This window comes from Acinetobacter sp. SwsAc5, from assembly GCF_013391485.1.
Taxonomy (GTDB): Bacteria; Pseudomonadota; Gammaproteobacteria; order Pseudomonadales; family Moraxellaceae; genus Acinetobacter; species Acinetobacter towneri.
In genome coordinates this window covers 17034-30136 of record NZ_JACAXD010000017.1, presented here as the reverse complement: position 1 = coordinate 30136, position 13103 = coordinate 17034, and the positions used below count along the sequence as shown (strand labels likewise).

Here is a 13103-nt window from a genome sequence, read left to right as displayed (position 1 = left end):
GCTTAAGCCTCCTCATTGGCTTTTTTCGCAGCTTCAATTTTCTCGAAGTGGTATTTACCAGTATGAAGCGAGCTTGGGCCTAGACGTGAGAATTTGATCATCAAGTACATTTCAATAATCAGCAAAACGGTATAGAACGCTGCCAATGCAATGATTGAGCCCCATACGTCGCCAGTGCTGAGTGAAGATGCAGACAAGTGTGTTGGAAGTACTTCACCAATTGTCCATGGTTGACGACCAACTTCTGCTACATACCAACCTGTTTGCGCTGCAATCCAAGGTAATGGTAATGAGAATAACGCAAATTTTAATAACCAAGGTTTACTTTCTGCGTTGCGTTTAGCCACTGCAAAAGTTGCAAGTGCGAATAACAACAGCATTAAGAAACCAGAAGCTACCATGGCACGGAATGCCCAGAACAAACTTGGTACGTGTGGAATAGTATCCGCAGCAGCCATTTTAATTTGTTCGTCAGTCGCATCTACTACGTTTGGCGTGTATTTTTTCAACAATAAACCATAACCCAAATCGGTTTGAGTTTGCTCAAATGCAGCTTTAAGTTCAGGAGATTGGTCGCCCGCACGTAATTGCTCAAGTTGTTGATAAGCAACCATACCGTTACGAATACGAACTTCGTGGTTTGCGATCAGGTCTTTAATACCAGTCACTTCTTCGGTGATAGAACGCGTTGCAATAATCCCCATTACATAAGGAATTTTAACTGCGTAATCTGTCGTTTGCGTTTCTTTGTTTGGAATACCAAATAAAGTGAACGCTGCAGGAGCAGGGTGAGTATCCCATTCTGCTTCAATTGCTGCGAGTTTGGTTTTTTGAACATCACCTAATTCATAACCTGATTCATCACCAAGTAGAATTACAGATAAAGTAGAAGCTAAACCGAAAATTGCTGCAATAGCGAATGAACGACGCGCAAATGGCAAGTCTTGCTTTTTCAATAAGTAATAACTTGAAATCGCTAAAACGAAAATAGCACCCGTTACATAACCTGCAGAAACAGTGTGTACGAATTTAACTTGCGCAACAGGGTTAAAAATTAACGCCCCGAAGTCAACCAATTCCATACGCATGGTTTCGTAGTTAAAGGTAGAACCAACTGGGTTCTGCATCCAGCCGTTGGCAACTAAAATCCAGAGAGCGGACATATTAGAACCAAGCGCAACCAGCCACGTTACACATAAGTGCTGCACTTTGGAGAGGCGATCCCATCCAAAGAAGAATAAACCAATGAAGGTCGATTCTAAGAAGAAGGCCATTAAACCTTCAATTGCGAGTGGTGCACCAAAGATATCACCCACGTAGTGTGAGTAATACGCCCAGTTTGTACCAAACTGGAACTCCATGGTTAAACCAGTGGTTACCCCTAAGGCAAAGTTAATACCGAAGAGTTTTCCCCAGAATTTGGTCATGTCTTTATAAATTTCTTTACCAGAAATCACATACGTGGTTTCCATAATGGCAAGAATAAAAGCCAGACCTAAAGTCAGTGGAACAAAAATAAAGTGATACATCGCGGTCATTGCGAATTGGAACCGCGAGAGATCGACCACGCTTTCAGAAATCATCAACGTGTCTCCTTGATTGAGGAAGGACTGCCAGCAATACGCTCAGCAACTTGTGAATCAAAATTTTGAGGAATAGTTGGGGCATCAAACCAAATATTTTTGATGACCATTAACAGCACGACCTTAATTATTAAAATGACCGTGAGTTCACGAACTACTTTTCTATTTAAATCTTTAGGAACTAAGCTCACTTTTATAAGCCTATTTTTTAAACTGTGTTTTATATTATTAAACAAAAACATACAAAAAAAAATAGCTGGCACAGTTAAAATGAAAATATATTGTTAACTTATTATAAATCAGTGGTTTGTTTTTGTGTTTTGCTGATAATAAACGGGAGAAATTAGTATTTTTTAAACTTGACAGGAACACTTGTAATTAATAATTCCAAATCTGACTAAAATACTTATATTTTAAAAAAGCAAATCTGACTAAATTGCTATGAATAAAAATCAATCTAAAAACCACAATAAATTAGAGATATTATCAGCTAATAATTATTCTCATTCATTTGTTAAAGTTTAATAACGATTCCGCACATTTTTTTTATTTCCCTACAATGTAGTGGTACTTTGTCTTTGGCTTAGTCTAACGTAAATAGCATTTTTTCATAATAAGTTTGTTTAAATATTGTTCAGATCACATGAAGTGTATCATTTATAAATAAACAGATTGCGTTGAGATAGAGTGAAAAATTTTAACGTTCTTAGGTCAGTGTGATTGGTTTTAAATCTTAAAAAATGACTTATTGATTGCTAAACAAGTTATTTGATGCTGAAATTTTTTTAGCTAGATAGTGTGATCTTTTTTTGCGCACAATAATAATTTGAGCTTGAAATTCAAGTTCACCAAATTCAGGTTCAACCTGCACATAATGCAGTTGCCCAAACTCATCACGTACACGTGCTTGTGCAGAAAAACCAGGACGGGCATTACCACTGGAAATTGTGGCTAAACGTCCGAGTAAATCGACTTGGCGCACGCTATATTTGGGCTTAATCACTTGGTCTAAACAGTGAATCATGAAGACTGTAAAAAAGATGGCAATAATAAACGCTGGAATAATAATGTAATAAGCAGGAACGAAATGTTGTTGTTGTGAGTAAATCAAAAACTGTAAAAAATATCCTGCAACACTGAAATTCATCAGTAAAAAAACAAAAATCAGTACTTTAGAAAATTTAACATCTAAAAGTGGCGATTCTGTAATTCGTTGTGAAAATGCACGTTTGAGCAACTGACTTGGGCGAAAATTAAAGTAATAACCAATCGTTTCGACAGTGCTGAGTAGCAATAAAACAACTAGGCTGAGATGAAAGGGCATTAAGTTCAAATCAGATAAAAACTCATGCATGCGCTAAACTCACGTGTTGAAATATTTATAGGTGATGTTATTAGATGCAGATCATTGATCTAACTCTGCTTAGAGAGCATAGATAAATGATCTGGTTTTGTATAGAGCTAAGATTTGGAACTTTTCGCTTCTTTCTGAAAGTTGCAAAAAAGTTAGTCGTTGATCAAGTAAATCCCACCATCTGAATGAACGCTGATCTCAACTTTCTCAAGTGATTGACCTAAACATGGGCCAGAAATACATTCACCTGTTTCAACTAAAAATAAAGCACCATGCGTTGAGCATTCGATATATTCTTGGTCGCGGTCTAAGAATTGGTTTTCTAAAAATTCTAATTCCACTTGTAGGTGTGGGCAGACGTTTTGGTAAGCGTAATACATGCCATCACGTTGGGTGATAAAAATTGTGTCACCATTTGGCGTTTCGTAGGCACGTGCTTCACGCTCAGGAATGTCTTCCATCATACAAATTTTATTCATTATGCAGATTCCTTTTGAATGCTATGCAAAAGTTTAGCGTAATCTTCTACCGCAAGACGAGGGCCGAATTGAGAAACCACTTCACTTGAAATCAGAATGGCAAGTTGAGCTGCAGTTTGGAAACCTAAGCCTGCATTGAGTGCATACAGGAATGAACCTGCAAAGGCATCACCCGCACCGTTGGCATCAACAGCAGTGACTTGACGACCTGGTACAGAAAAAGCGTTGTTGCCATCATAAATTAGGGCACCTTGTGCGCTCAATGTAATGACAATGTATTTGCTTTTTTGTTTTAGTTGTTCTAATGCCGCTTCAGCCGTTTCCGTTCCTGTGTACATCATGGCTTCTTGCTGGTTACAGAAGATCAAATCCACACCATCATCTAGTAACTCATCCAAACCTTCACGCGCATATTGCACCATGGCAGGATCAGATAAAGTCAGTGCAATTTTAACCTGATTGGCTTTGGCAATTTCACGCGCTTGTTTTACCGCAGCACGTGCAGTATCACTAGTAGATAAATAACCTTCGATATAAAGCCATTTTGCTGTTTTAAGTGGCTCAAAATCAATTTGTGTAGCAGAAAGTTCTGCGGTAATGCCCAAGTAAGTGTGCATGGTACGTTCAGAGTCATCACTCACAAGTACCATACAAGTCCCTGTAACGCCTTCACTGACCGATTTGGTTGTGGTGTGAATACCTGCTTCATTTAAGCCTTTGAGGTATATATCACCCAATTCATCGTTACCAACACGGCAGGCATAGAAGGCTTGACCACCTAAAGCACTAAATGCAACGGTGGTATTTGCGGCAGAACCACCCGAAGCTTGGCCTTTATGTCTTTGTGTTTTAATTAAGTTGTTGTATAAATTTGCTTGTGTTTCACCATCGGTTAATTGCATAGTACCTTTTTGCAAGCTATGTTGAATGAGAAAGTCATCCGAGACTTGAAATTCTTGGTCAATTAATGCATTACCAATTGCAAAAAGGTCAACAGTTGCCATGTCTTTAAATCACAGTCAAAATTAAAAACGCTAAGTTTACACCAATGCTCAGGATTGCTGTAGTTTCATGAATAAAATTCAGTTGAATGAATGATATTGATGGAAAATAGGGGTTTAGCAGAGTTATCAGGAAGGTTAGATGAACATCGAAATTAAAGAAGCACAAGAGTTACCAACGCAAATTCAGACTTTGGCCAAACATGCTGCTCAAGAAGGCTTTGATTTTGTCCATCGTTTAATTGAAGAATGGGAAAGTGGTAAAAACCGCTTTAATCAGCCTGGTGAGTTTTTATTGTTTGTTTACGATGGTGATCAATTGGTTGCATGTGGTGGCTTAAACCAGCAATGGAATGAGCAAGATATTGAAAGTCGTATTGGACGTGTACGTCGTTTTTATGTTTTGCCAAATTATCGTAAACATGGCGTAGGCAAACAGCTCTTGCAACATTTAGAGAAAAAAGCACGTGCTAATTTTTCGGCGTTGTGTTTAAACACTGATACCAAATCGGCAGCGCATTTTTATCAAAAACAGAATTATGTGTATGTCGAAAATCATCCAAACTATAGTTATTTTAAATACCTGATCTAGTTTTGCTTCTGCTACAAGCAGTGTAGGCAGCATTTTGTTGATACTTTGCAAATTTCAATCAATTTAGTCGGGTTTTCAACGTGAATTATCTAAAGAACTAAAGCTATAATGGCTTTAGTTTTTTATTTGCTTATTTTTAGGAGATCACATGACTGTAGATGTCACTGAAACCATTTCCCAGACTGTACATCCTGCGTTTCAGTTGGTACGTCAACACCATGTTGAAGCCTTAGACATTTTAGTGTCTGAATATAAACATAAAGTTACAGGTGCGGTGCATTATCACTTGGCGACAGATCATGATGAAAATGTATTTTTAGTTGCATTTCGCACCCAACCAATGGATTCCAAAGGCGAGGCACATATTTTAGAACATACTGCGTTGTGTGGTTCTGAAAAATTCCCTGTCCGTGACCCGTTCTTTTTAATGATTCGTCGTTCATTGAATACTTTTATGAACGCATTTACCGCGGCAGATTGGACGGCTTATCCATTTGCGACACAAAACAAAAAAGATTTCCAAAACCTGCTTGCGGTATATATGGATGCGGCTTTTGCAGCCAATTTAAATCCTCTCGATTTTGCTCAGGAAGGTATTCGTATTGAGTTGGAAAATGGTGAGCCTGTTTATAAAGGCGTGGTATTTAATGAAATGAAAGGTGCGATGAGTTCGCCATCCGATCAGCTTTATCACCAATTGGCTTATCATTTATTCCCTGAAACAACTTACCACTACAATTCAGGTGGCGACCCGAAAGATATTCCAGATTTAACCTATCAAGAATTGGTAGATTTTTATAAGTCACATTATCACCCAAGTAATGCGGTATTTATGACTTTTGGCAATACGCCTGCATACGATTTACAAGAACAGTTTGAACAGTTGGCTTTGGCGAAATTTGAACAGGGCGAAACGTTGTATTCGAAGCCTGAGCGTCGTTTAGCTGCGCCAGTGGCAGTGACTGAAAGTTATGCAGTCGATGCAGAAGAACTGAAAGATAAAACTTATCATGTTTTGGCGTGGTTATTGCCTGAAGCAAGCGATATTAAATTACGCTTAGGTATGCGTTTGGTTGAAGGTGTTTTACTTGAAAATTCTGCATCACCACTGCGTCATTATTTGGAAACTTGGGCGCATGCACAATCTACAGGGCCATTGATGGGTGTAGATGATTCCAACTTTGAAATGACCTTCTTCTGTGGTGTGCAAGGTTCTAACCCTGAACATGCAGCAGAATTTCAGGCGGGCGTTTTAAAAGTTTTACAAGACGTGGCTGCACAGCCTGTAGATACGGCTTTGGTTGATGCAATTTTGCATCAAATTGAATTGCATCAGCGTGAAATTAATGGCGATGGTATGCCATACGGGTTGAGCTTGATTTTAAATGGTTTAAGCAGTGCAATTCACCACAATGACCCAATTCAGGTGTGGGATGTAGATACCGCAATTGAACAAGTCAAAGAAGAACTTAAAGACCCAATGTGGTTATCGCAATTAATTCAGACACATTTAATTGATAACCCACACCGTGTGCAAATGACTTTGGTACCGGATGCAGAAAAATCGGCCAAAGATACTGCACTTGAAAAAGCACGTTTGGCTGAAATTGGCGCACAACTCACAGATGAGCAAAAAGCAGAAATCGTCGCGCAAACGGAAGCTTTAAAAGTCCGTCAAGATACGCCAGATGATTTGAATTTATTGCCAAAAGTTGGTTTGGAAGATGTGCCTGCAGCTTTGCATATTGTGCAGGGTGAGTTGCGTGAAATTATCAGTAACCGCATTGATTATCCTTTAAATTTATATCATGCAGGAACCAATGGAATTTACTATCAGCAAGTATTGATTCAAATTCCTGATGAAATTATTCAATCGCCATATTTTAATTTGCTGTCTATTTTGATGGGCGAAGTGGGTGCAGGTGAATACGACTATTTAGAATTACAACAGCTACAAACCGCAGTCAGCGGTGGTTTGGGCATGGGCGCATCTTTACGCTCTAAAGTCGATGACAAAAATCAGATCAGTGCATGGCTCACTTTAACCACTAAGTCTTTGGTGAATAATCTTGAAGCCATCCGCTTGCTGAAACTGGCATTTGAGCAATTACGTTTTGATGAAAAAGACCGCATTATCGAGCTGTTACAACAACGTAAAACCCGTTGGCAGTCGCGTTTGTCGGGTTCGGGGCACAGTTATGCCATGCAAATTGCAGGACGTCATCACAGTGCTTTGGCACAGCGCGATTACAACAACACAGGTTTGGGCGCATTAAATTGGTTGGCAGACTTGGTTGCTAAAATTGAAAAAGATGCAGCGGAATACGAGAAATTGATTGCTGAGTTGCAATTGATTCACCATAAATTACTGCAAGCACCTAAACAATTTTTGTTGGTATGTGAAGAACATCAAACCGATCGTTTGGTCGAAGAAGTTCAAGAAGTTTGGGATAAACTTATTGTTGCAGAAAATCCTGCTGCTTTAACTCAAGTTCCTGTAGATCATTCAACGCAAGATCAGGCATGGTTGATTCAAGCCAATGTGCAATTCTGTGCGGCTGCGTATCCTGCGGTGGAAGTGTCGCATCCTGATGCTGCACCTTTGATGGTATTGGCTGCATATTTGCGCAATGGTTTCTTACACAGCGCAATCCGTGAAAAAGGCGGTGCTTACGGTGGCGGTGCAAGCTACGATGGCAATGCATGTTCATTCCGTTTTTACAGTTATCGTGATCCACGCTTGGCAGAAACTTTCGCAGACTTTGAAGCGAGTATTGATTGGTTATTTAATGCAGAGCAATTGCCGCATCAACTAGAAGAAGCGATTTTAGGTTTAATTGCTAGTATGGATAAACCAGGTTCGCCTGCAGGTGAAGCGATTACTGCATGTTATGCATTATTGCACGCGCGTACACCCTCATTCCGCACAGTATTACGTGAGCGTTTATTGGCGGTGACTTTAGACGATTTAAAACGTGTTGCGGAGCAATATTTGCGTCAGCAGCAAGCATCTAAAGCCGTAGTCGCACCTGTGTCAAAACGTGAAGCATTGCTCGAACTTGGTTTTGAAATTAAACAAGTGAACTGATACGTGAAATAACAACGAAAACTTAGGGGGATTTATGAGCGCGTTCAAACTGTTTGAACGCACAGGACTGTCGCTGAGTGTTGCCGCACTCAGCACTGTGTTTGTGGCGAAAACCTATGCACAAGACCCAGCTAGCTTAGTTGCACCTGCAACACCTGAAGCCTGTGTGGCTTTAGAGTCAAATGCTGATCGTTTGGTGTGTTACGATGCTCTGTTTAAAATTCCTGAAGCAGAAAAAACAGCGCTGATTAGCGAACGTCAAGCCGCTCAGGCACTTGCTCTTGCACCTGAAACTGTGAAAGAAAAAATTGCAGTGGGTGTGAGTAATTTATTTTCATTTGATGTACCAAAGCTTGATCCGAATGTATCTTTACTGGATAAGCGCTGGGAGCTTTCACCCGATAGCAAATTAGGCACATGGAATTTACGTGCTTATCAACCTGTGTATTTGATGCCTACTTTTTGGACGTCCGATAAAAATGAACGTCCACAAAGCTTGAATGAGCAAAATACCGTTCCCGTGGGTAAGGAGCAAAACATGACCTCAATGGAAACCAAATTTCAGCTGTCTTTAAAAACCAAAGCGGTAGAAAATCTGTTGGGTGATAACGGTGATGTGTGGCTAGGTTATACCCAGTCATCACGTTGGCAGGTTTATAATGGTGATGAGTCACGTCCATTTCGTGAAACCAATTATGAGCCTGAAGCCAGTTTGATGTTCCGCACCAACTATACACTTATGGGGCTGCATGGTCGTTTATTGGGTGTGACGTTGAACCATCAATCCAATGGTCGTTCTGATCCATTATCACGCAGTTGGAATCGGGTGATTTTTAATTTAGGTTTTGAAAAAGACAATTTTGCCTTGATGTTACGTCCGTGGTATCGCATTGAAGAAGACCGCAGCGATGACAATAACCCTGAAATTAAAAATTATATCGGGCGTGGCGATATGTTGGCATTTTATCGCTGGAAAGAGCATGACTTTTCTTTGATGCTTCGTCATAGCTTAAAAGGCGGTGATGACGCGCACGGTGCAGCACAGTTTGACTGGGTTTTTCCAATCAGTGGAAAATTACGCGGTCATTTCCAATTGTTTGATGGTTATGGTGAAAGCCTGATTGATTATAACCACCGCGCCACCTATGTTGGTTTGGGTGTGTCTTTAATGAATTGGTTTTAAGTAGATTAAGATTGATTTCTCATTATTGCTCGCTGAATATAAAACGCCAATCTTGAAGATTGGCGTTTGTTTTTGAAGTCGGATCGTATCCAGCTTTTATCCAACTTGAATATCTGCGGTTGGATGTTTAAGTCGGCTTTTTTGTGGTGTGGCGATTAAATAAGCCAAAGTCAGCGGCCCTAAACGACCTGCAAACATCAACAACATTAAAATAATTAAGCTGGCAGGTTGTAATTCACCTGTAACACCACGGGATAAACCCACCGTGCACGCTGCAGATACAGCCTCAAACAACAGGTCTAAAAAATTCAGTTTCGGTTCAAGGGCAAGTAAGCTAAACAAACCGAGGCAAATTAACATACCTGTGATGCTGATCACCGCCAAAGCTTTAAAGGTGGTACGTTCAGGTACAGCATGATTAAACACACGCACCTCATCTGAACGTCTTAAAAAACTGATCACACTTAAAATGACAATAATAAATGTGCCAACTTTAATACCGCCTGCGGTACTGAGCGAACCACCACCAATAAACATCAGAAGCATGGTGAGCAAGGTCGAGCTATTTTGCATACTTGCGACATCTAGACTATTAAAGCCTGATGAGCGAGGAACGGTAGCGTGAAACCATGCATTGAGGGCTTGATCGCCAATACTCATGGCTGCAAGGGTATGTGGATTATTGGCTTCAATCGCCCAAATCAGCAGAAAGGCCACAAAGTTTAAACCAGCAATGGTCGATAAAATCAGCTTGCTATTGGGTGAGAGTTTTTTCCAGCGTTTGGCACGTTTAATATCCATGAGTACCACAAAACCAATACCGCCAATGATATACAGCATACTAATAGTTAAGGTAATCAGGTATTGATCTGCAAAACTCATTAAGCTATTGGGAAATAATGAAAATCCACCATTGTTAAAGGCTGAAACACTATAGAAAGCCGCATAGAAAAATGCATCGCTAAATGGATAATCCTGCATCCATGCCAAGGTTAAAATAACCGTGCCAATCCCTTCAAAAAACAATGAGTAGAGCAACACGCTTTTAATGGTCATCGACACTTTAGACAGGTTGGTTTGCCCAATGGTGTCTTGCGCCATGATTTGTTGTTTTAAACCAATTTTGGATGACAAACTTAAAACCGCTAAAATCGCAAAAGTCATAAAACCTAAGCCACCACATTGTAACAACAACATAATGACCATTTGCCCAAATACGGTATAAGCATCGCCAATATTCACTACAGACAATCCAGTGATCGTCACTGCAGATGTAGCAGTAAATAAGGCATTAATCCAACTCATCTCGCCATGATGGGAAATGGGCAGTTTCAGCAAGATTGTGCCAATGCTAATAAAGCTTAAAAAGCCCAGTGCCAAAAGACTGGGTGGGCTTAAATTGACAGTTTTGATTGGTTGTTTCGCTGTTTTTTTCATTCTGACTTAAATTGTTTAGATAAGCGTTTTAATGGTTCAAGTTGTCCTTCAACCACCAAAATATCATCTGTTTGTAGCATTAAATTGGATTCAAGCGTATAGAAAATCGTTTCGGCACGTTTAAACAGTAAAAGTTTAACTTCGGGTGCATGTGACATCAGACTATGAATGCGCGTGCCATGCAAGTTGTCTTTAATTTTTACTTTTACAATATAGTGGTTGTCGTTTAGGCTCATATAACGACTCACCATCGGATAACTCAGCGATTGCGCGATGCGAACGCCCATATCTTCTTCAGGGTGAATAATTTTACTTACGCCCAAATGGGTCAAAATCATGGTGTGCGCTTTACTTTTGGCTTTAACGTAAATTTTAGAAATACCCAAATTCTTTAAATTTAAGACACACAAAATACTGGCTTCAATATCTTCACCAATGGCGACCACCACTGCATCACAATTTTGAATATTCAGTTCTTCCAAAACGTGTTCATCGGTTGCATCGGCAATCACCGCATGGGTAATTTGATCGGCAATGTTTTCTACAAACTTTTTATTGCTATCAATCCCAATGACATCATGGTTGAGTTTGACCAATTGTGTCGCCACAGTTGCACCAAAGCTACCTAAACCAATGACAGCAAATTGTGCCATAGCATCATCCTGAAAAATTATATTATTCTTCCAATATTCTAAAATATTTTAGGGCTCTATACTGTAGCAATATGACTAAAAAACCGCTGAAATCAGCGGTTTTTTGCACTTATTGAGATGTGTGATCGGTTATTTTAAGAAACGCTGATAACCCAAGTTATTAGTAATCTCTTGGTATGGATAAGTGATCTTTTCCAAAGTTTCAATTAAACCATCTGGGTTCTGTTTGGCATCCGAAGCTTCTAAACCGACCAATACACGACCTTCCGCTGCACCGTGGTTACGGTAATGGAACAGGGTGATGTTATGGGTTGGGCCTAAGCGCTCCAAGAAAGTCAGTAATGCACCCGGACGCTCTGGAAATTCCACACGGAATAGACGTTCATTTTCAATATCGGCATGACCACCGACCAAATAACGAATGTGTAGTTTTGCTACTTCATCATCCGACAAATCATCAACATCGTACTGGGTTTTGAGTAACTCATAAATATCGTGGCGTTCTTTTTCACCAGATTTTAAGCTGATGCCGACAAAGACTTGTGCAGCAGTAGCATCGCTGGCGCGGTAGTTAAACTCGGTGATATTACGACCTTGCAGCGCACGGCAGAAGTTAAGGAACGCACCTTTTTCTTCTGGAATGGTCACGGCAAAAATTGCTTCTTTATGTTCACCGAGTTCAGTACGTTCCGCAATATAGCGTAAACGGTCAAAGTTCATGTTTGCGCCACAGACAATTGACACAATATTTTTATTTTGCAATTGGTGTTGCTCGACATATTTTTTGATGCCTGCCAAAGCCATTGCACCTGAAGGTTCTACAATGCTGCGGTTTTCATCAAAGGTGTCTTTAATTGCCGCACAGATTTCATCGGTATTCACCAAAACTACATCGCGCTCAACAATTGGGCCTGATTGATCTGATTTTTGTAGTTGTAAAACTTCAAACGGTTTCTCACCAATTTGTGCGACAGCAGTACCATCGGCAAATAAACCCACTTGCGGCAAAATAACCCGTTCATTGGCTTCAAAAGCCGCTTTTAAGCAAGCCGATTCATCATATTCTACAGGAATGACTTTGACATGCGGTGCGACATCGCCCAAGTAGGCTGCAACACCTGCAATTAAACCGCCACCACCAACAGCAACGAAAACATATTCGACATCGCGCCATTGACGCAAAATTTCATTGGCAATCGTACCTTGACCTGCCATGACCAATTCATCGTCATACGGTGGAATAAAAGTCATGCCTTCATCTTGGGCACGTTGAATTGCATATTTGTTGGCAACATCAAATGAGTCACCATGTAATACCACTTCGCCACCCAAGCGTTTTACCGCTTGTACTTTAATATCTGGCGTGGTTTTAGGCATAACGATAATGGCGCGAATGCCCAGTTTTTGCCCAGACAATGCTACACCTTGCGCATGGTTGCCTGCAGAGGCAGTAATTACACCACGTTCAAGTTGGTCTTTGGGTAATTGGCTAATACGGTTATACGCACCACGCAATTTAAAAGAGAATACAGGTTGTAAGTCTTCACGTTTAAAGCGAATGTTATTGTTCAGTTTTTCACTAATTCGTGGCGCTGCGTCGAGTGGGGTTTCGATTGCAACATCGTAGACCGTTGCTTGTAAAATTTGTCGAACCAAACGAGACAGCATGTTAATCTTCCATCTAACAGTTTAAAATAGGGGGTTATTGTAACAAACCCCTGCACATTTGCGCT

At 40.3% G+C, this 13103-nt stretch carries 11 protein-coding genes; 3 read left to right on the top strand and 8 right to left on the bottom strand.

Translation table 11 applies throughout. The annotated features are described in order from the left end of the window. Window positions 1–2: 2 nt before the first annotated feature. The 5 genes from HYG89_RS10635 to HYG89_RS10615 form a co-directional block, all read right to left on the bottom strand. Window positions 3–1583 carry a cytochrome ubiquinol oxidase subunit I gene (locus HYG89_RS10635; protein ID WP_178867410.1) on the bottom strand — a complete coding sequence of 527 codons (1581 nt, stop codon included), beginning with the start codon at window positions 1581–1583 and terminating at the stop codon, window positions 3–5. Beyond that, on the bottom strand, window positions 1583–1774 hold the full coding sequence (gene cydP / locus HYG89_RS10630) for a cytochrome oxidase putative small subunit CydP (RefSeq protein ID WP_004973408.1): 192 nt from the start codon (window positions 1772–1774) through the stop codon (window positions 1583–1585). Before cydP ends, HYG89_RS10635 begins: the two co-directional genes overlap by 1 nt. A 554-nt stretch (window positions 1775–2328) precedes the next feature. Beyond that, a complete protein-coding gene (locus HYG89_RS10625) occupies window positions 2329–2937 on the bottom strand; it encodes an OB-fold-containig protein (RefSeq protein WP_096900848.1) in 609 nt (202 codons plus the stop codon). Window positions 2938–3089: 152 nt separating this feature from the next. Next, window positions 3090–3401, bottom strand: coding sequence for a Rieske (2Fe-2S) protein (locus tag HYG89_RS10620; protein ID WP_171287411.1), 312 nt, complete (start codon window positions 3399–3401; stop codon window positions 3090–3092). A 14-nt stretch (window positions 3402–3415) separates the two neighbouring features. Continuing rightward, entirely contained in the window at window positions 3416–4420 is a 1005-nt protein-coding gene (locus HYG89_RS10615; RefSeq protein ID WP_004973415.1) for an adenosine kinase, read from the bottom strand. 139 nt (window positions 4421–4559) lie between these two features. Here HYG89_RS10615 and HYG89_RS10610 point away from each other — a divergent pair, with 139 nt between their 5' ends. The 3 genes from HYG89_RS10610 to HYG89_RS10600 all read left to right on the top strand — a co-directional run bounded on the left by HYG89_RS10610 (window position 4560) and on the right by HYG89_RS10600 (window position 9280). Further along, on the top strand, window positions 4560–5009 hold the full coding sequence (locus HYG89_RS10610) for a GNAT family N-acetyltransferase (RefSeq protein WP_004973417.1): 450 nt from the start codon (window positions 4560–4562) through the stop codon (window positions 5007–5009). 148 nt (window positions 5010–5157) lie between these two features. After that, window positions 5158–8097, top strand: coding sequence for an insulinase family protein (locus HYG89_RS10605; protein ID WP_178867409.1), 2940 nt, complete (start codon window positions 5158–5160; stop codon window positions 8095–8097). A 34-nt stretch (window positions 8098–8131) separates the two neighbouring features. After that, the gene (locus HYG89_RS10600; protein WP_178867408.1) at window positions 8132–9280 is read left to right on the top strand and encodes a phospholipase A; all 1149 of its coding nucleotides are present in this window, start codon (window positions 8132–8134) and stop codon (window positions 9278–9280) included. Between the two features lie 96 nt (window positions 9281–9376). On the opposite strand, the gene HYG89_RS10595 is transcribed toward HYG89_RS10600, so the two are convergent. The 3 genes from HYG89_RS10595 to ilvA all read right to left on the bottom strand — a co-directional run bounded on the left by HYG89_RS10595 (window position 9377) and on the right by ilvA (window position 13038). Then, the gene (locus HYG89_RS10595) at window positions 9377–10717 is read right to left on the bottom strand and encodes a TrkH family potassium uptake protein (protein WP_004973423.1); all 1341 of its coding nucleotides are present in this window, start codon (window positions 10715–10717) and stop codon (window positions 9377–9379) included. Next, window positions 10714–11370: a TrkA family potassium uptake protein gene (locus HYG89_RS10590; RefSeq protein ID WP_004973425.1), complete on the bottom strand. Its 657-nt coding sequence runs from the start codon at window positions 11368–11370 to the stop codon at window positions 10714–10716. The genes HYG89_RS10595 and HYG89_RS10590 overlap by 4 nt, the downstream gene beginning before the upstream one ends. Before the next feature lie 129 nt (window positions 11371–11499). Beyond that, window positions 11500–13038, bottom strand: a complete 1539-nt coding sequence (gene ilvA / locus HYG89_RS10585) for a threonine ammonia-lyase, biosynthetic (protein ID WP_019837302.1) — start codon at window positions 13036–13038, stop codon at window positions 11500–11502. Window positions 13039–13103 lie beyond the last annotated feature (65 nt).

Bases quoted from the DNA above. Each gene is read 5' to 3' on its own strand.
- HYG89_RS10615 (WP_004973415.1), bottom strand. From the start codon at position 4,420: ATGGCAACTGTTGACCTTTTTGCAATTGGTAATGCATTAATTGACCAA.
- HYG89_RS10620 (WP_171287411.1), bottom strand. From the start codon at position 3,401: ATGATGGAAGACATTCCTGAGCGTGAAGCACGTGCCTACGAAACGCCA.
- ilvA (WP_019837302.1), bottom strand. From the start codon at position 13,038: ATGCTGTCTCGTTTGGTTCGACAAATTTTACAAGCAACGGTCTACGAT.
- HYG89_RS10635 (WP_178867410.1), bottom strand. From the start codon at position 1,583: ATGATTTCTGAAAGCGTGGTCGATCTCTCGCGGTTCCAATTCGCAATG.
- HYG89_RS10610 (WP_004973417.1), top strand. From the start codon at position 4,560: ATGAACATCGAAATTAAAGAAGCACAAGAGTTACCAACGCAAATTCAG.
- HYG89_RS10625 (WP_096900848.1), bottom strand. From the start codon at position 2,937: ATGCATGAGTTTTTATCTGATTTGAACTTAATGCCCTTTCATCTCAGC.
- HYG89_RS10600 (WP_178867408.1), top strand. From the start codon at position 8,132: ATGAGCGCGTTCAAACTGTTTGAACGCACAGGACTGTCGCTGAGTGTT.
- HYG89_RS10605 (WP_178867409.1), top strand. From the start codon at position 5,158: ATGACTGTAGATGTCACTGAAACCATTTCCCAGACTGTACATCCTGCG.
- HYG89_RS10595 (WP_004973423.1), bottom strand. From the start codon at position 10,717: ATGAAAAAAACAGCGAAACAACCAATCAAAACTGTCAATTTAAGCCCA.
- HYG89_RS10590 (WP_004973425.1), bottom strand. From the start codon at position 11,370: ATGGCACAATTTGCTGTCATTGGTTTAGGTAGCTTTGGTGCAACTGTG.